Here is a 19177-nt window from a genome sequence, read left to right as displayed (position 1 = left end):
AGTGTACTGAAAAATAAGGCCGCAGTGGCGTTTCGAAGTACAGCACGCAGTAACTTGGGAATAAAATTAAGGGAGATGAATTATGAGCATTTTTCAGGGCATATCTCCGGAAGAGATCAGTCTGTTCATCAAACAGGCTAAGCATCATATTGTTTATAGTGCACCATCCATTAGTGATGTCGTCGCAACCGCTCTGATAAACCGATTGAACGATCTTGGTCAAAACAACTGTACTGTAATTCTTGACTATGATGAGCACGTCTTCCGTCTGGGCTATGGCGTAAATGAAGCTGTGGAAATGCTTTTCAATGCAGGGATTGCCATCCGAAAGCAAAAGGGGCTGAGAATAGGCACCTTCTTGGTCGATGATCGTGGTTGGGTATTTAACCTTGCTCCGATGGCAGTGGAGAGTCAGGATTCCATTGAAGGATATAATGCCATTCAACTCCACCCGGATCAGGTGCAGGCTATTTTCCGTTCTGTGAAACCACAGGAAAAGCCTCGCCGGGTGAATGCTTTGTTTGATCCTGAGAAAGATATTCCGGGAGTGGAAATAGGTTCAACACTGATTGAGCCTGAAGAGATTAATCAGATCACAAGGATCATCAACGAAAATCCACCTCAAGCTTTCAATCTTCAGCGTGTGGTCCAAGTGTACCAGACTCACCTTCAATTCGTGGAAATAGAGTTTGAAGGGGGCAATATTGAGCAACGGGTCTTGCAGTTCAGCAGCGATCTGAAAAAGGCCCTGTTCTCGGGAAACAAGGAGGTAGGAAAGAGAGTCAGAGCCAGCTATAAGCTGGTTGAAGGCCTTGAGCTTAAAGAGTTTCAAGCCATCAAAAGCGAATTGAACGAACTTAGGGAGCATTTTGCGCCCAGCCTTGGTAAGCAGTTGGGCAGAGTCATCCTGAAGACACGGAAATCTGAGTTCCAGAACCATATTGCCGAACTGGAAAAGCAGTTAAATGACTTCAAAGAATCTGCGATAGACACTATCAATCAAGGTATAGATGACTCTATTTCAGCCCTTGCCAGAGAGCTGACTCCAAGCATAAAGAATAACCCGCCAACTCAACTGGTCGGCCAATGCTCAAATATCACTGATGAAATAGCAAAAACGTTCCTCGTGAAGATCCTCAATAAGAACGCACCGGATGCGGAAACGCTACTGAAAAACACCAAACTCCACTGTACATACAAAGATGTCACCCTGGAAATGCTACGAAATGAAGATTTTCAGGCAAAGATTAAAGAAAAGTTCCCCTATGAGAGCTGGGTGAAGCCCTTTGATGAAGAAAAAGCAGCTGGAGCTAAATAAACGTATCGGACATTCAATGAGCTGGCATGGTTAGCCAATATGTTGAAGGGTAACGGTCGTGGTCAGTAATAAAACGGCCGTTCTGACAGCATTGTTAACTATGCTTATCCCGTGAAGCTTGTTGGGCATTAATTGCGCAATGCCCTTCTTTGATACTTCAGTATTTCTTTTCCGAACCAGCAGACGAAGTATACGGATATTTATCAGCAAGCCTGAAACGGTTTGCACATTCGATAAATCGAGCCTGTTGATGACAGAATCGTAGTTCACAGGGGGATAAAAATTGAAACCGGTCAATCAATACTATCAGGATGCCTTGGCCTTATTACGCCATGGCCTTGGCTCATCTGATGCCAGCTTTCATGAACATCAATGGGAATCCATCGAAGCACTGGTCGCCAGGCGTTCCCGCTTGCTGGTTGTTCAGAAGACAGGCTGGGGTAAAAGCTCAGTGTATTTTATTGCAACACGCCTGCTAAGAAATGAAGGGAAAGGACCGACCATCATTATCTCCCCTCTGCTGGCATTGATGCGCAACCAGATCAATTCCGCTGCGAAATTCAATGTTCGCCTTGGCACCATAAACTCTTCAAACACAAAAGAGCATGCCCAGACCGAGCGAATGCTGCTGAACAACCAGCTGGATGCTGTCATCATATCCCCTGAAAGGCTGGCAAACCGGGATTTTCTGGACAATGTCTTACAGCATGTTGCAGAGCACGCAGGTCTGTTCGTAATTGATGAAGCACACTGCATTTCTGATTGGGGTCATGATTTTCGTCCCGACTATAAGCGTATTAAAAGCATACTTCCTTTTATGCCACGCAACCTCCCTGTGCTTGCAACAACCGCTACGGCCAACCAGCGAGTAATGGACGATATCAAAACCCAACTTGGGGATAACATTACCGTATTTCGAGGAAACCTGGTTCGGGAATCCCTTCACCTACAGTGTCTCTATCTACCCAGACGCTCCCAAAGAATGGCCTGGCTAGCGGATACCATTCCACAAATAGAGGGCACTGGTATTGTTTACACGGCTACCGTTAATGACTCAATACGAATTGCTCGATGGCTACAACAGCAGAGAATCACTGCAGAGGCTTATTCTGGCAATGCGCTTCCTGAGCAAAGATTGCAGTTAGAAGCAGCTCTATTAAACAACCAGTTAAAAGTACTGGTTGCTACTTCGGCCCTTGGAATGGGTTATGACAAGCCTGATCTGGCTTTTGTTATTCATTACCAAAGTCCCGGTTCAGTGGTCAGTTACTACCAACAAGTTGGTCGGGCAGGCAGAGGTATACCTCAGGCATGGGGAGTGTTGCTTTCTGGTGACGAGGATATTGATATCCAGAATTACTTTATTAGTCAGGCGTTTCCAAAAGAAGAGCTAGTTAGCAGCATCCTTGATACGCTCTATAAATCAGAAGACGGTTTAAAGCAGGCTGAACTTGAGGAAGTGATCAATGCCCGCTCCACCAAGATTAAGGATGCTCTCAAATACCTCATGACAGAGCATCCCGCTCCAGTTGTGAAAGATGGAAGCATCTATTATCGAACATCTGTTCAATATGAGCTGCCCCACGCTGCGATTGCCCGACTATGCCAGCGTAAAGAGCATGAGCTGGAGGAGATGCAGAACTATCTGAACCATCAGGGGTGTTTAATGCAGTTTCTGGCTATGGCTTTGGATGATGAAAATGCACAACCGTGTGGTAAGTGCGCAAATTGCCGTAGTGACTACGCTTTACCAAGCGGTTTCACTCATGAAACAGGCCAGCGAGCTGCAGAATTTCTGGAAAATGTGTTAATTGAAATTCCCCCTAAAACAAAGGTGGGGAATGGCCATGCCAATGCTGCTGCACGTTTTCCAGTCTACCAATTCCCATATAAATTTGGAGAACTTAAGCATGAACAAGGAAGAGCCTTATGCAAATGGGGTGAAGCTGGCTGGGGAGACATAGCCAAAGAGGGTAAACGACAGCACAACTTTGATCCTCGACTTGCCAGCGCATCGGCCCGGTTAATCAGGGGACGGTGGCAACCTACCCCTTTTCCAGAGTGGATTACTTTTGTCCCTTCACAGAACTATCCGAAGCTTGTAGCAGATTTTGCACATGAGCTTGCCAGATTATTGGGGATTCCCTGCTGCGAAGTAATCTCCAAAGCAAGACTTAACAGACCACAAAAAACAATGGAAAATACAGAGTACCGATGCCACAACCTGGACGGAGCTTTTTCCATTACTGAAAATATACCAGTCGGCCCGGTTCTTCTGGTCGATGATGCAGTGGATTCAGGTTGGACATTTGCAGTTATCGCGGCCCTTCTCAGACGGCATGGATCTGGCCCGGTTTTCCCTTTTGCGGTAATGTCCACAGCGACAAGTTCATAGGAGCCAGACATGCTCACAGAAAATACCCAGGCTGTCATGCTTCTGACATGCTACTTTTCAAAGCCTCGCAAGGAAGACGCGAAGCCTCTGACAGTCTCTGAATATGCCCGTTTTGCTGAGTGGCTCCTGGCCAATAAGTTTCAGCCTTCCTCATTGTTCGACAACTTCGATGAAGTTTTTTCCAAGTGGTCAGGTAGCAAAAAAAACATAACCGCTGACAGGGTAAAACAGTTGCTGGGCCGCGGCATGGCAATGAGTCTTGCTTTGGAGAAATGGCAACAGGTTGGTATTTGGTTCCTGACACGAAGTGACAACGATTACCCACTGCGTCTGAAGCAAAAACTGGGAACCATGTCCCCGCCAGTAATTTTCGGGCTGGGTAACAAACAGCTTTTGAATGCGGGAGGTCTTGCTGTTGTGGGTTCCAGAAGCATAGAGGAGGAAGATGTCTCCTTTACCAAAGATGTGGGTTATCAAGCTTCGTTTGAAGGGATAAATATTGTTTCTGGTGGAGCCAAAGGAGTCGATGAAACCTCCATGCTCTCATCCCTCGAAGCAAAAGGTACCGCATTAGGTATTCTTGCAGACAGCCTGTACAAAGCGGCACTTTCGGCAAAATGGCGAAGGCATCTGGAAGCTGAAAACCTTTGCCTGGTCTCCCCTTATTATCCAGAAGCCGGTTTCAGTTCCGGGAATGCAATGGGCAGGAACAAATATATTTACTGTCTTGCTGACTACGCTCTGGTCGTTCGATCAGATAAAGACAAAGGGGGAACCTGGGCCGGCGCTACAGAAAACCTGAAGAAGGGATGGATTTCGCTGTTTGTTAAACCAGCGGAAGTGGATGGTAATAAAGCACTTCTTGAAATTGGCGGTAATGCTTTCAATATCCCATTACAGGCTGAAAACAGACCAGATAACTGCCTGAGAAATGCTCTTTCCGGGGATGAAAATAAGGTAAGAAAACACTGCCTGAAGCCCCTGCAAGAGGTGGGCGATATGTTCTCAAGGGCTCAAGCTTACAATACTGGCTCCCAAGCACCTGATCAAAGCCAACTGAATACTCAAGAGCAGGTTTCAGAAGCAGATATGTTCTTTGGCTTGTTTATTAGCCAGTTGCGAAAAATTTTGAACCAACAGCCTGATATATCTCAGGCTGAGCTGGCTAGAATTATGTCAGATTTACATTCAGAACAAATTGCTAACTGGCTTGATCGGGCTGAGAGTGAGAATTTGATCAAACGAGTGGAGCAGCATGGGGCTTATAAGCTAGCGAGTTAACCGAAACTTGATTTGATATATTCCCTTCAATTTATATCGTTATCAAGGATTCAAGCTCTAGTAATGGATAGTGTAGAACTGTAATGGTGCTGTTCAGTTCAACTACATTTTGAGTAAATCTTCAAGCTCAGCCATTTCCTTGTCGCGATCAAGTGGTAAACTTTCTTCCAGTTTGGTTTTTTCAGACATATTATCCTTGGGATCATCGGGTCGAGCGACTCTCTCAGGTTTTGATGTTTCTTCGCCTTTGATATCTTGCAAGATATCCCTTAATAATTCTGAAATTGGACAAATATCATCATAAGCATCAGTATCGCCGACTTCTAGAGCAGCAACAGCTTCATGCAAAGGAATAAGCTGAGTATCGTAGATATCATTTATTAAATCAGCATCTACCTGATTAATACTATTATCCGATACATAAATGTTGATTCTGAGCATAAGGTATTCAAGTATTGCAGGAATGCCTTGTGTTTTTCTGTAAATAAGAGAAAGGATCTCATCACATGGATCCGTCTCATTAATGCACAGCAAATTCATCCAATAAAGCAATACCATCTCGTTCCAGAAATCATCATTCTCTTTATACCTATCAACTTCCCTATAAAACCCAGTAGCAATACGCCTGACACTTCGAAAACTTTTAACATTTTCAGGGCAAAATAGTTTGTAAATTTTTGATGTACCAATATAAAGTATTGGCACCCCAACTACATTAACTAAAGTATCAAGAAAGCGCATTACTTTAGAAAATGATTTGCACTCCAATAAATTCTGAAATTCATCAATAACAATGAGACCAATATTATGAACAGCCACTGCTATTGCCATGTCCAGCTGTAAGGTATCGAGACTTTTTCTAAAAGTGGAATCTTTGTAATAACGATCACCCCCCTGTGTTTTCTAGTAAGTAATCCAGCATTGCAAAAAAATATAGGCACAATCCTTTTTCTGTACCTCCAGGGCAGTCGATTTTCACCCATGTCAACTGAGTAAACCTAAGATTCTTTCCCTTGTAGTTTTTATGCTTAATTACATTAGGAATAAGAGAAAGGATTTGCTCTGCCCTATGAGTTTTACCCATTCCTGATGGCCCAGAGAGCATTGATGTTTTTGAAGTAGTATTACATGATCGCATATTTTTAAGGGTACTTATTACTGATTCATAATCTTGACTTTTGTTTATAGCGATCGTTGTTTTAGATTTTTCAGACTCAGGAGAAAATGGATTTCTGGATTTATATCCATCAAGAATGACTCTATATAAGTCCATATAGAATGCATACCAGTGATCAGTATCTGGCAGACTAAAGTCAGAGATGTGTATGGATATCTATATTTTCGCATAAAAGTCTAAATCGCCTATTGATAGTTCACCATTATCATCTCTCTCATCATGATATGGTAATTTGCAAAGTGAATTCTCAAATTTTACTTTATCCTGAATAGGTCTTGTAATCGCCTCAGCCAATGGGTTTCCTCTAAAACTCCTTAATCCAATTTCAATATACTCTGGATCATTTATGACCACCCTCTTAATCCTATAGTTAAGTTTTATATCAATCATTTTCTAAGACCTTTTATCAAGTGCCTACGAATTGATGTCTTTTTGACATTATCCCGAACAGGCTGCTCAGAAGTTTCATCTTCTTCATGATCAGGTGCATTATCATTTAGTGCTTGCTGCGCAAGCTTGAAACTCTGACGGGCAATTAGACTTTTTTCAATATCTCGATGTGTACGCTTATCTTTTTTACGATTTCTTGATGCCTGTTTTCCTTTAGCTTTTCTTTCGTTGGCAGCTTTAACAGTAGTTCGCCTATTTGCAATTAGGGCAGCTCGCATATTATGCTGAGTTTCAGTAATTTCGTCATCTTGGTACATTTCTTTTTCAATAAGCATAAGAGCCTCATCAACAATCATGTTATGAAATCGCTCACTTCGTGTTGACAGTTTACACTCAATGATTGTGCTACCATCTGATGTATCCATAATTTTTGGTATTAAATAAAGAACATCTGTAACACCAAAAATCCTGTGCGCCGTATAGTGTTGAGATATATTGCTTCCACGAGCAGTTTTTTTATAAATTCGTGCTAGTTTCTGTAAGTCCGCATGCCCCGGGATATAGCACAGCCTATTATCCGTTCCTTTCACATGTATCCCCTCATCATTAATAGTGACTTCGACTCTTTCCGACAGAGAGGTATACAGAAGTTTTTTATCAAACTCATCTGAATCAATTGCAAAGCTATTGCAGTGCTTTAGCCCCCAGCTCCATATTGCAATGGGTGTTGGTTCTACCCCTACCTTGGACATATCTTGTGTAAAGTATTGCCTATCAATAGGACGTCGGTTAAGAAAATTAATCAAATCAATTGTTAACTTATGCATATCACTGAATGTGATAACAGCTTCCTCAGCTGGATCTTTATCCCCACGATCGATAACACGTTTATTTACAGCACCAGGTAAACGTCTTGAAAGTTCAAAGTTAAATCGCTTGATAATACTTTCTACAAGGCCTTTGGCATCTCCACGATATGGAGGGCATGATTTAGCTGAAGAAATACATAGTCGTAAATTGATATCGTCTTTCTTCCCAGAGATTAACTCAGCCTTGTCTGCAAGAGTGCCCGCAGGAACATGATGGGAAGGCCAGTCTTCATCACTAATATCTATACCTATTAATTTACCAAAGAAAGATTTTTTAATAGAAGCACAGAACAGTGCTTCAAGAGCCTTTGGTAGGCTTGGGTTATTAAATGAAATATTGTAGCCAACAATCAATCCAGAAAACGCATCTACAACCACATATAACGTCATTCTCCCAGGAGAAACTGTTTTAATTAGTTCAAAATTACTAGCCAAATAGACATCTGTTGGCGTGGCATCAATAATGTAAATTTGCCCTGGACTGCTTACTATATCTCTGGACTTTCCATAAAGGTAGTTAAAGTCTTTTTCGAACGCCCACTTCCCTACTTCTCTCTTTACAATTTCCAAATCAGGTATGAGTTTATGAATCCAGTAATAAAAGTTAGCCTCGGAAATCCTATCAGACTGAAACTTTTTATCATCATCATCAGCTTTTGGATCTAATAGATAATGATCATACCAGAGAGCATGACAGACCTGTTTTAAGGTGTCACATTTTTCTCCATTGGCACTCAATTTTTTATAGTACTTTTTATAAGATTCTATAATCCATTGCTTTTCTTTATCTCCAACATTTACCGTCCCATGTCTTTTATCCCTTTTTTTTGGTCGCCCCCTAACCTTTGTATCTGACGTTGTTTTCTTTTGCTTACCATAACCACCTTTTAAAAAATGACCAGGCAATAGACCATTAAGATTTTTCCCGTACATCAAATATTTATATATTTTTGAATATACTGTACTTTTCTGAAGACCACTATTCCCTATCACTTCATCTCTTACAGCAATTCCAACAGAATTCCTCTCAATAAAGTCGTAAATATTTTCAAGAATTGGAGATAAAATCTCTCTATATCTTTCTCTTTCTTCAACCCACTCTTTCTTTAGATCTTCATCTGAGAGATATAAGTGAGAGGGTAACTGCCATTTTATTTTATAAAGAGATTTATCATTGATATCATTATCAACCATAGAGTTGATAATACTACTGAGCTTTCTTGGTCGATTACATATCTCAACAAAATGGGTTTCCGTATTTGTGCGATGTACGATTCTATACATTGCATCTGGAAGGACATTCGAGCCACTGACTTTAACTACAGTATCAATTGGATACATCAACAATATCCCCAACTACAGTAAAGGTGTATTTATCAACTAAAGATAATGGTTCCATTTTTACTGTCAGGTCGAATGATATATACTTATTCCAACAGCAATATGCAAATATTACTTTAACACTATCTAATGACACTTTTAGCCTGTTTGAAATATCTTCATGGATATCAATCAGTCTTGTTTTTCTATCTATACAAACCATACTATCATCAAAAATAGAAACATAGTCTTCAATATATTTTTTGTGATTTCCATTTATCATAAAGTTGCTTCTGTACATCCACTCGAGATTTGGGTAAATCTGAAAAAACTCATCCTTGTCTGTCGTCAGAAACCAAGGATAACCAGAATACTCAGAAGACTTCTTTTCTATCAGTAGCTTTTCTTTTAGCCTTTTAAATTTTTCAATCGCTTTTTTATCTCCTTTTAGATTTTCTTCCGATATTTCCTTTTTAGTCTTTGCGGAAAGAACATAGCTCCCACTTTCATCTTCAGGATAAACTAACGTATCTAGAGTAACCACAGCAGGCTCTTTTCCTGCATTGTGATGCCTAAGATTTAGCCGCTTAGCAACTGATAATGAAATTTCAGGATCTATAGCAAACTGCTCTTTGTATCCTGCAACATTATCTTTAAAGTCCAGATAATGAAAGAGCTTATCTTCAAGTGGAGACGCCGCAAAGCACCACCTTTGGTTTTTGATACTGTAAAATTCTGTTGCTGTAGCAATAGAGCTAAAATTTGCATTAGTTAAAAAACTTTTATAACCATATTGCTCTATCTCTTCACACTAATCCTGGTAACTTTTCTTGGGTATACGAGGCATAGTGTATAACTCATGAGAATATAGATTTAGGCAAGACCAAAGAATGAGTAATCTGAGAACAGATTACTCATGATCATTCTAGAAGAGATTTTGCGAGATTGTCGTTTATTTTTTAAGTTGTCACTTTTATTTTAAGTTGTCACTTCTTTTTTAACTCTCCAAATACTCCATTACCGCATGGTAACGAACTCTTCTGAAGAAGTAGGATGAATAGCAATCGTATTGTCGAAGTCTGCTTTGGTCGCTCCCATTTTTAGTGCAACCGCAAACCCCTGAAGCATTTCATCAGCCCCATGGCCGATAGCGTGGATACCAACGATTTTTTCTTCAGCGCCTACCGTTACCAGCTTCATCTTTGATGGCTGACGATGACTGGTGAGGGCGCTGAACATGGCGGTGAACTGGCTGGTGTAAACTTTTACGTTATCATCACCATACTGCTCACGAGCCGCACTTTCTGAAAGACCAACGGTGCCGATTGGCGGATGACTGAATACCACCGTCGCCACATTGTCATAGTTCAGATGTTCTTCCGGCTTATTGTTAAACAGTCGTTCGGATAAACGACGACCTGCGGCTACAGCTACTGGCGTGAGTTCGATCTTGCCAATATTATCACCAACGGCATAAACCCCCCCGATGTTAGTGTTCTGGAATTTATCCACAGATATGTAGCCTTTGGCATCCAGGGTAACACCAGCCACTTCAATATTAATGCCTGATGTGTGGGGCTTACGACCAACCGCCCAGATCACCGTATCAACGTTCAACGTATTGCCATTTTCAAGATGAACCGTAAGACTTCCATCGTCTTCTTTTACAACTTCCCTTGGTACTGAATGAGTGTGGAGTTGTGGCCCCTCAGACTCCATCACTTCAACCAGCGTGTCAGAAAGCATCTCATCAAAGGTACGCAGCGGCTTGTGTTTACGAACCAGCAGGTGAGTTTCACTACCCAGCGCATGCAGTACACCCGCCAGTTCAACAGCAATATAACCGGCACCCAAAACAGCCACACGCCCCGGGCGCTCAGTCAAATCAAAGAAACCATCTGAATCAATCCCGTAATCCGCCCCGGGAATTTCAGGAATTTGAGGTTCTCCACCCGTCGCAATGGTGATGTGGTCTGCCATATAGTGCTTACCATCAACTTCTACGGTTTTACTGTCTACAAAACGACCATACCCGTTTATTACGGTGATTTTGTTATTGCCCAGAACTCGATCATAGGATGCATGAATACGACTGATGTATGCCTGGCGGCTCTTAACCAGCTTACTCCAGCTAAACGCTTTCAGCTGTTCATCGATACTGATATCAAAACCATAATCAGGCCCATAACGACAGGCATCAGCAATTTGCCCGGCAAACCACATGGCTTTTTTGGGAACACAGCCAACGTTGACGCAGGTACCCCCAAGGTGTTTGGCCTCAATAAGCCCAACCTTTTTCCCATACATTGCCGCGCGATTTGCAGTAGCAATGCCACCACTACCGCCGCCTATTACCAGATAATCAAAGTGATTCAATGTCGTCATTTTATTGTCCTGATCAATGCCTATCTGCGGATAGTCTTTATATGGGCTTCACAAAGTAATTTAAACCACCAAACGCATTTGATATTTGTTACACGTCAGATAACAGGTATATAAACGCCATGATCTACAAAAAAGAGTAGTCTATTTGTGTTACGTATTTCCCGAAGGTTACACAATCAGGGGAGCGCAGTAACAGGATATAAAGATACTCCATACTTTCCAGAAATACATCGATCGACTTTACGCCTTGCTTACCAAGTCCTTCAGCATTTTTTGCAAAAACTGGCACAGCAATTGATACAGTGTCAATCGAGCACAAAAGTCGTCAAGACATAACAATAATAATAATGACGATTCCCAACCTATAAAAATAATAATAAAAGGTCGGGTGACTCAAATAGACAGGTTTGCAGGGTACTATTATGGTAGCCGACAAACAGGAACTGGAAAGCCAAGAAGACTGACTGAACCTGGTAACAGGTTACAAAAGGCAGCGCAGGCATTCTGACAAGGAAGAAAGAAAGAGCTTCCAAGTACCTGTAAACCTGTCTGTTTGTTTCTTTTATTCTTTACGACTTCACTCTCTGCCTATATTTCCACCTGTTCACAAAGCCAGTTTATTCAGAAAACAACTTTTCATCTGAGTTCGTCAAAGCCTGTGACAACTTGTATCAGGTCGATAAGTCGAGATGGTGCTATGTTGTGAGTTTTGGGTATCTACTCACAAACCATTGGCAGCATACGTTATGACTAACACTGAACAGATTGAAGCAGCCAGAGCTTTTGTTGCTCTGTCCAATGCCCACCGGCTGGATTGGATCTCCCCCATGTTTGATGAGAACGCCAGCTATTACTCTGCATTTCTCGGTGATTTCCTGGGAAAGACAGCCATTCTCGACATGATGACCTCTTTTTTCTCAAAGATCCCCGATGTGAACTGGCACATCAGCAGCTACCGAAACCTGAACGGTAGTTGTGTAGAACTGGAGTTTGTCAGAACTGGCACCGATATCGAATCAGAACAGCCCGTTAATGTATCGGGTTTAGAAAGATTTTTTTTCTCTAAAGAAGGGCTTATCAGCCGTATTGAAGTGCATAAATCCTGAAGGATCAAAGCCTGTCACCCGTGTTACCGCCTTCACAAAATGGCACTCAACAAGTAACAGATTACGTCTTAACCAAGAAGCAGACAGGGAGGACAAAAAACAAATTAACGTTAAAAACATCCAGTTACCAAATAAAGTTATTTTTGGCATGCCCTTTGTATAACCAAATGCAAACAAAAAACGCCGAATAATAACAACAATATGGCAAAATCTGACCGCTAACAACAAGAACAACAGGTCGGAGATTAAAGCAGATAAGTTTGCAGGATACTGAAGGTCATCAACTGGCAAATTGATGGGATGTTAAAAAGAAAGATTGCCGCAGTCTTCTGTGAAGACTGCACCATCAGGAAGGCAACGAGAACATACCAGCCAACTGTCAGTGAATAACAATAATTAAGATGCCTGATAGTTTGTAAACTTATCTGCTTACCTCTTCTTTATACCGCCTTTTTATACTGAGAAGTCCCTTCCTTAAGAGTCAGAAAGATAAACCCTGCGATATTCAGGATTCCAACGCTTGGCTCTGACCCTTGCTTCCAGCGCGGTTTGTTCACATTTCGGTGCGAGCCCTTCCTCCTGAGCTTCTCTGGCCACGGCAATCGCTATTTCACAGGTTACCTGATGAATATGGTTTAGCTCAGGCAGCAGTGCAGCTTCCGGATTCGTGATGGCAGGTGAAGCCATAGCCAGTGTTTCTACCGCAGCATCCAGCATACCATCGGAAACTCTTTCAGCATCACTCACCAGAACACCAAGGCCCAGTCCCGGAAAAATGTAGATATTGTTACACTGAGCTACCGGATAACGATTACCATTGTATTCAACTGGATCAAATGGGCTGCCTGTAGCAATCAAGGCACGACCTTCACTCCATGCAATAATATCTTCCGGTATCGCTTCAACCTGGCTGATTGGGTTTGACAACGGGAAGACAATTGGCCGGTCATGATTTTCAGCCATTTTTTTGATCACTTCCCGAGTGAATAACCCTGACTGACCAGAGACTCCGATAATGGCATCAGGCTTGCCATGGGTAACGACTTCCAGCAGCCCGGGGTTCTCATCACAGCCCCAATGGCTGAGTGCTTCACTGCTCTGCACTAATTTTTGCTGGAATAGACGCAAGTCTTCCATTTGGTCATTCAGAACCCCGTAGCGGTCTACCATAAATATCCGCTGACGTGCCTCTTCATCACTCAGCCCACGGCCAACCATCAGGCGGATCAACTGCTCCGCTATACCACACCCTGCTGAACCAGCACCGAGGAAAGCAATTTTCATGTCTTCCAGAGACTTACCGGCAGCCTTGGCAGCAGCCAGTAGTGATGCAGCAGTAACAGCAGCTGTACCCTGAATATCATCATTGAAGGTACAGAGATCATCCCGGTATTTTTCCAGAAGTGGTGTCGCATGATTGATGGCAAAATCTTCAAACTGCAACAACGCTTTGGGCCAGCGACGCTTCAATGCACGGATAAAGTCATCCACAAACGCATAGTATTCGTCGTCTGCAATTCGTTCATGACGCCAGCCAAGATAGTTCGGGTCATTCAGCAGCTGACGGTTATTGGTACCACAATCCAGTACGATCGGTAGTGTCTTGTTTGGCGCAATTCCACCAACGGCACTGTATAAAGATAGCTTGCCAATGCAGATCCCCATACCACCGATGCCCTGGTCACCCAGACCCAGGATACGCTCACCGTCGGTAACCACAATGACTTCAATATTGCGTTTGAAGTTGGCCAGCATTGCCGAAATGTGTTCACGCTGGGGATATGAAATATAGATACCTCGTGGCCGACGATAGAGGTCACTGAAACGCTGACAGGCCTGCCCGACTACCGGAGTGTAGATAATCGGCAGCATTTCCTGAAGGTGGCGCTGCAAAAGGGCATAGAACAGTGTTTCGTTGGTATCCTGCAATGAACGAAGATAGATATGTTTGAGTATCGGCGTAGGCTTGATGGAAAAAGACTTATAAGATCGATGACACTGCTCTTCCATCGACTCCACCCTCGGCGGCAGGAGGCCATGGAGGTCCAGCTCACCACGCTCTTCAATAGAAAAAGCAGTCCCTTTGTTCAGCAGAGAATGTTCCAGCAACAAACGGCCCGTGAGACCGGTATGAATGCATTGGTCTTGTTCGCTCATTTTTTTCCTACGTTTTATCAGCCATTTTTCAGCAAGAGTGTGACCTGAACTGCCGATAAAGCAGCCAGTGTCAGCGAGGGCGCAAAGGATAATCCTTAGTATAGGAGCAGAACAAACGGAATAACCGAAATAACCAAACAATCACATCTTTATAAAATCGACAGCAACTGTTTGATAATTATGTTGTCAAAGCAGTTTAGCGGCTTATTTGTAACAGTAAGCTGCCGGCTATTTGTTACCTTGACGGTACCATTGCCACATATCGTGGGAAGCAGGTAACAAATAACAACACCTGTCGTGTTTATTTTTTAACCACGGGAATGTACGAAATCATTCGGAAACTACGTACGGCAAGGGATTCCATTATTTCCCCTATTTTTGGCACGACAGTTGTATTAATAAAAGCAACAAGAACAAAACACCCACAATAAAAACAACAACAGGGTTTAGCGTCGACTCATAAAAATAACAATAAATGTGTCGGCATTAACAAGCAGATGGGTTTACAAGGTGCTTTTTTGCGGACACAGCACCAACACGGATACCAGGAAGCTTAGAAGATCAGCTAAATCCGGAGTAATATCGGAAAAGCGGCCAGGCAAAACTGGTAACATGGAAGTTCTATAAAGCTATTATCCACACAGCTTGCAAACCCATCTGTTTGTTGTCCTTTTTTAAGCCCCACTTTCTTTGATTTTTCTCTCGAACATTGTGAGCAAAGCGTTAAGAGAGTGCTCTGTCCTCAGATCGCCTTAGCTGTGACAGCAGCATACCACCCATCATCAAGGCACATCCCAGCATACCTCTTGGCCCAAGCTGTTCATCCAGTAATAGCCAGCCTCCCAATACCGCAAAAACAGCTTCCAGACTCATGATGATTGCCGCGTGGGAAGACGCTGCATCTTTCTGGGCAATGACCTGAACAGTAAAAGCAACGCCTGTGGATAAAACACCAGCGAACAACAGTGGTCCGATACTTTGTGCAATGGCATCAAAGCTGATGGGTTCCAGATAGAGAGCAACGACCATACTGCAAAGGGCGGTCATAAAAAATTGCATTAATGACAATCTTAATGGATGAACATGTCGGGCAAGCCAGCCTATAAGAAGAATTTGAATGGCATACATGAGCGCAGAGCCCAAAGTCAGTAAATCCCCTTGATTCAGGCTCAGACCATCTTTTACCGTCAGGAAGTAAAGACCAGCCAGGGCAACAGCTCCCCCAAGCCAGGTCACAGGACGAGTACTGTACCCAAACCCAATCCCAAGAACTGGAACCAGAATAATATAAACCCCGGTGATAAACCCGGAGTTGCCCGCCGTTGTATGCAACAGGCCAACCTGTTGAAAGGAAGAGGCAAGAAAAAGCACGATGCCTGTTAAAGGCCCCCACTTCAGTAGCAACTGATTGTCGTATTGTTTTTTGTACCCGATTGCTTTCTTTCCGGCTTTCTTTCCCGAGATGCTCTCCAACAGAAAATAAACCGGTAATAACGAGAGAAAGCCCAAAGCAAAACGACAGGCGTTAAACAGAAATGGTCCAAGATGCTCCATGCCCTTGATCTGAGCGACAAAGGCAAACCCCCAAATAACAGATACCATTAATAACAGCAGATCTGCTCGAAGTGCTTTAGTTTTCACAGAGTGCAACCTGATTGGCTATTTATTTTTATCGTTTGATTTCTATATGGAGTAATTGTGCCACCAGCACTCACTGACGAAAAGAGGGAAACATGACGGTGCAACAGAAAATAGACTAAGCCCTCATAGCACAATACCATTACCAGTCATTATTCTTCAGTATTCGGACAAGCCCATGGTCGATATGCACCCAACCTGTTGTTCTCTGCTACCTGAGCTGTCTGATAAAGACATGGGGCGACTGGCAAAAATTTTCCAGATACTGGGGGATAGCAAAAGGCTGCAACTGGTGATTGCCTGTCTGGAGGAGCCGCAGCCGGTTTGTTGCCTGTCTGAGATATCCGGCATGTCCCAGCCATTAACCAGCCATCATCTCCGTAGCCTGCGGGAAGCCAGAATCCTGAAATCTACCCGAAAAGGCAAACAGGTGCTCTATGAACTGGATGATCACCATATCCGTCATGTCATCCTTGATCTGGCCAATCATGTTCAGGAGCAGGATTAAGTTAGCCAGAAAATAAGTATCGCTGCGCCAAAAACCACCAAAAAAAGAACAGGGCCATACCAATGCCTGCAAAGCCCTGTTGCAAGCTATGACAGCCGGCTCCTATCGTTCAAACCCGGGGAAATTGACAAACTCATAGGACATATCTGTACTCTGATCCGGTAAAGCAGGATAAAGCAGAAATGGTATAAAAACGGATATATACGTCATTTCCATCTCTGGCTCGGCATCCCCCCGGACCAGAGGGCTGAAGTCGACATCCCTGGTAACATAGTCTTTACCCGATTCGTTGGCGACAAGAGATACATTCGCACAGCTTTCAGTGTAATCGCCGCTATTGAGAGCACCTTTGAGAAGGCAGACTGACTTTAAACGGAACCCTATCCCTCTGAAGAACGCAGCGCCTCTTTTAATCAGGAAGTACTCATTATTTTCCTGATCGTAGACAAAATCGGCCATGACAGTTCTGTCAGCTTCATGGATGCTGCAAACAGGGAAGGTACTGCCATATGGAAACTTACAAACCTTTATATCATTAACCCTATAAGACCATTTTACTGTCTCCGGCTGCCCCAGCAGATCATAGGACTCAGCACTCATCCTGACACTGAGTGACGCACATCGCCTATCTTTATTCCCGGCACAATGGATCATTTTAAAACCAACCACCACAGGCTCTGTATTCTCACCCTCTACATCTTCACAGGCCGGATAAACATTGGCCGATGCCAGCAATACCCATCCACACACTATTAACCCTGCTGAACACTTCATAATTAACCCGCCTTTCGCCTTAATAAGCCAAGCTGGCTCCATGATATTTCTCATGATGATTCGACAATTCTGTCAGGAGCAATTTTCACTCATGACTGTTTGTATCTAGTTGAAACCCGGGAAATATCAATCACTGAAACCAACAGGCAAGATTTTTTCTTTTAGCGATTGACCATTCATCTGCCTGAAAAAACTAAATATTTGCACTCTTCGGACGAATCAGAATGATATGCGTTCGTCCAGAGACTGCCCCTGTGCCACAGAACAAAAAACCCTTATCAGAGAAAAAAGAGCCTTCAGCCAAGGCAAATAAAGAGCCTTCAGCCAAGCCTGGCTATCACGATTCTGCAGAGCATGTGCTGAACACCGATGGCTTTAAAACCTCTGGATTAAAAGCCAATAAGAGCATTAACGTAAAGAATGTTGGCAGCTATCAAGTCCAACAAAACTCCAGCCTGACAGCGCAGTTTGAGCTGGAAAAGGAGAAGGCTGCCCGGATACGGGAATTGCTTGAAAGTCTGCATCCTGGGTGGGCAGCACCTGAAGGCGCAGATTTTACCGGTGCATCACTGATCAATCAGGACTTGGAGCGTATGCGTTTTAACAGCAGTCCAATGAGGTACTGCAAATTCAAATCCAGCAAATTACGTGGTGTTCACTGGAAAAACTGTGATCTTCGCGGTGTCGATTTCCGTCATGCCGATCTTCGGGACTGCATTCTGGATGGCTGTAATCTGAATGGCGCGGATCTTCGCCATGCCAATCTGACAAACGCCAGAATCATTGATACTGACCTTTCTGCCGCCAACTTTGATCATACTGTTCTGGATACCGCCATTATTGAAAACTGTGATATGGTCGCCCAAACCTTTCACAACAGTTCCTGCCGGGAAATACGCTTATACAACAGCCAGATTATCCATGGTTTCTTTGATAATGCTGATTTCACAAAGTCAGAAATTCAGGATATGGAGTTTCGCCACTGCACTCTCACCAAAACATCGTTCAATAATGCAGATATCAGCAACACATCATTTAAGGGGTGTGAAAGTTTTGATGAGGGACCGTCATTTTCACACGCCAGAATCAATGAAGTAACCATGACAGATTGTGACCTCCAGTCTGTAAATATGGTCAGTACCCAATTAACTGGCTGCCTCTGGGAGCGGGTGAATTTAACAGATGCCCAGCTGGATAATACCGTTTTCAATCAGGTCAATTTCAGCGAAGGCTCTTTTACCGACTGTTTCAGTATTGAGAAAGCACCAACATTTAATCATTGTCGCCTGGACCATCTGGTCATTGAGCATACCGACCTGACCAATGCTCTCTTCACCAAAAGCCTTTTTATTGGTGCCGTTATCCGGGATTCAGACTTTGAAGAGTGGCATCTTGAGCAGACTGCCGTTGATGCGGAAACCATTATTGAGGTTTATGAGTGAGCCAGGACTGGCTCACTCTTTACGAAATCATTAACGCTCTGTCAATGCATTCTGCTTCGCTCTCAGAATGGGTTTTAACAGATAAGCCATCAGCGTTTTATCACCGGTAATGATATCCACATTGGTTCTCATACCCGGAATGATCGCCAGTGGTTTTTCAGGAGATCCAACAAAATTTTCTTTTGTTCTTATACGAACAATATAAAAGCTTTCGCCCTTCTCATCCTTAATAGTATCCGCACTGATATGTTCGACAAAACCGTCTAATCCACCATATATGGCAAAATCATAAGCAGTCAGTTTGACGATCGCCTTCATGCCTTCACGCAGGAAACCAATGTCCTTGGGCTGTACCTGCGTCTCTATCATTAAATTGTCCTCCAGGGGGACAATTTCCATCAGGCTCATGCCCGGCTG

At 43.2% G+C, this 19177-nt stretch carries 16 protein-coding genes; 6 read left to right on the top strand and 10 right to left on the bottom strand.

Annotation, left to right across the window (positions count from 1 at the left end; all coding sequences use genetic code 11):
• Window positions 1-82 precede the first annotated feature (82 nt).
• The 3 genes from RM811_RS04260 to RM811_RS04250 all read left to right on the top strand — a co-directional run bounded on the left by RM811_RS04260 (window position 83) and on the right by RM811_RS04250 (window position 4994).
• Window positions 83-1318, top strand: coding sequence for a hypothetical protein (locus RM811_RS04260; RefSeq protein ID WP_402521081.1), 1236 nt, complete (start codon window positions 83-85; stop codon window positions 1316-1318).
• A gap of 283 nt (window positions 1319-1601) precedes the next feature.
• Complete coding sequence (locus RM811_RS04255) at window positions 1602-3713, top strand: RecQ family ATP-dependent DNA helicase (RefSeq protein ID WP_402521079.1); 2112 nt, start codon at window positions 1602-1604, stop codon at window positions 3711-3713.
• A gap of 9 nt (window positions 3714-3722) precedes the next feature.
• Window positions 3723-4994 carry a DNA-processing protein DprA gene (locus RM811_RS04250; RefSeq protein ID WP_402521077.1) on the top strand — a complete coding sequence of 424 codons (1272 nt, stop codon included), beginning with the start codon at window positions 3723-3725 and terminating at the stop codon, window positions 4992-4994.
• A 102-nt stretch (window positions 4995-5096) separates the two neighbouring features.
• Here the strand turns inward: RM811_RS04250 and RM811_RS04245 are convergent, their stop codons facing one another.
• From RM811_RS04245 to gorA, 6 genes are all read right to left on the bottom strand, one after another.
• Window positions 5097-5813, bottom strand: coding sequence for a hypothetical protein (locus tag RM811_RS04245; protein ID WP_402521075.1), 717 nt, complete (start codon window positions 5811-5813; stop codon window positions 5097-5099).
• Between the two features lie 67 nt (window positions 5814-5880).
• On the bottom strand, window positions 5881-6267 hold the full coding sequence (locus tag RM811_RS04240; RefSeq protein ID WP_402521074.1) for a hypothetical protein: 387 nt from the start codon (window positions 6265-6267) through the stop codon (window positions 5881-5883).
• A 60-nt stretch (window positions 6268-6327) separates the two neighbouring features.
• Window positions 6328-6561: a hypothetical protein gene (locus RM811_RS04235; RefSeq protein WP_402521072.1), complete on the bottom strand. Its 234-nt coding sequence runs from the start codon at window positions 6559-6561 to the stop codon at window positions 6328-6330.
• Window positions 6558-8771 carry a hypothetical protein gene (locus RM811_RS04230; RefSeq protein ID WP_402521070.1) on the bottom strand — a complete coding sequence of 738 codons (2214 nt, stop codon included), beginning with the start codon at window positions 8769-8771 and terminating at the stop codon, window positions 6558-6560. Before RM811_RS04230 ends, RM811_RS04235 begins: the two co-directional genes overlap by 4 nt.
• Entirely contained in the window at window positions 8758-9414 is a 657-nt protein-coding gene (locus tag RM811_RS04225) for a TnsA endonuclease N-terminal domain-containing protein (protein ID WP_402521099.1), read from the bottom strand. Before RM811_RS04225 ends, RM811_RS04230 begins: the two co-directional genes overlap by 14 nt.
• Window positions 9415-9767: 353 nt before the next feature.
• Window positions 9768-11135 (bottom strand): glutathione-disulfide reductase, encoded by a 1368-nt coding sequence (gene gorA, locus RM811_RS04220; RefSeq protein WP_402521068.1) that lies wholly within the window; start codon window positions 11133-11135, stop codon window positions 9768-9770.
• Between the two features lie 746 nt (window positions 11136-11881).
• On the opposite strand from gorA, the gene RM811_RS04215 reads away from it, so the two are divergent.
• Window positions 11882-12241, top strand: coding sequence for a nuclear transport factor 2 family protein (locus tag RM811_RS04215; protein ID WP_402521066.1), 360 nt, complete (start codon window positions 11882-11884; stop codon window positions 12239-12241).
• 474 nt (window positions 12242-12715) lie between these two features.
• Here RM811_RS04215 and RM811_RS04210 read toward each other — a convergent pair whose 3' ends face one another.
• Together RM811_RS04210 and RM811_RS04205 are read right to left on the bottom strand one after the other, a co-directional pair.
• Entirely contained in the window at window positions 12716-14398 is a 1683-nt protein-coding gene (locus RM811_RS04210) for an NAD-dependent malic enzyme (protein WP_402521064.1), read from the bottom strand.
• A 723-nt stretch (window positions 14399-15121) separates the two neighbouring features.
• Window positions 15122-16039, bottom strand: coding sequence for a DMT family transporter (locus tag RM811_RS04205; RefSeq protein ID WP_402521062.1), 918 nt, complete (start codon window positions 16037-16039; stop codon window positions 15122-15124).
• A gap of 175 nt (window positions 16040-16214) precedes the next feature.
• Here RM811_RS04205 and RM811_RS04200 point away from each other — a divergent pair, with 175 nt between their 5' ends.
• Window positions 16215-16544 carry an ArsR/SmtB family transcription factor gene (locus RM811_RS04200; RefSeq protein ID WP_402521060.1) on the top strand — a complete coding sequence of 110 codons (330 nt, stop codon included), beginning with the start codon at window positions 16215-16217 and terminating at the stop codon, window positions 16542-16544.
• 102 nt (window positions 16545-16646) lie between these two features.
• On the opposite strand, the gene RM811_RS04195 is transcribed toward RM811_RS04200, so the two are convergent.
• Complete coding sequence (locus tag RM811_RS04195) at window positions 16647-17318, bottom strand: hypothetical protein (RefSeq protein ID WP_402521058.1); 672 nt, start codon at window positions 17316-17318, stop codon at window positions 16647-16649.
• A 254-nt stretch (window positions 17319-17572) separates the two neighbouring features.
• Here RM811_RS04195 and RM811_RS04190 point away from each other — a divergent pair, with 254 nt between their 5' ends.
• Complete coding sequence (locus RM811_RS04190; RefSeq protein ID WP_402521056.1) at window positions 17573-18760, top strand: pentapeptide repeat-containing protein; 1188 nt, start codon at window positions 17573-17575, stop codon at window positions 18758-18760.
• Between the two features lie 30 nt (window positions 18761-18790).
• On the opposite strand, the gene RM811_RS04185 is transcribed toward RM811_RS04190, so the two are convergent.
• Window positions 18791-19177, bottom strand: a 387-nt coding sequence (locus RM811_RS04185; RefSeq protein WP_402521054.1) for an HlyD family efflux transporter periplasmic adaptor subunit, incomplete at its 5' end; no start/stop codon positions are given.

Source organism: Endozoicomonas sp., from assembly GCF_031844845.1.
Classification (GTDB): domain Bacteria; phylum Pseudomonadota; class Gammaproteobacteria; order Pseudomonadales; family Endozoicomonadaceae; genus Endozoicomonas.
Note: the sequence above shows the minus strand (reverse complement) of the source record. Positions and strands in the feature narration are given on the sequence as shown.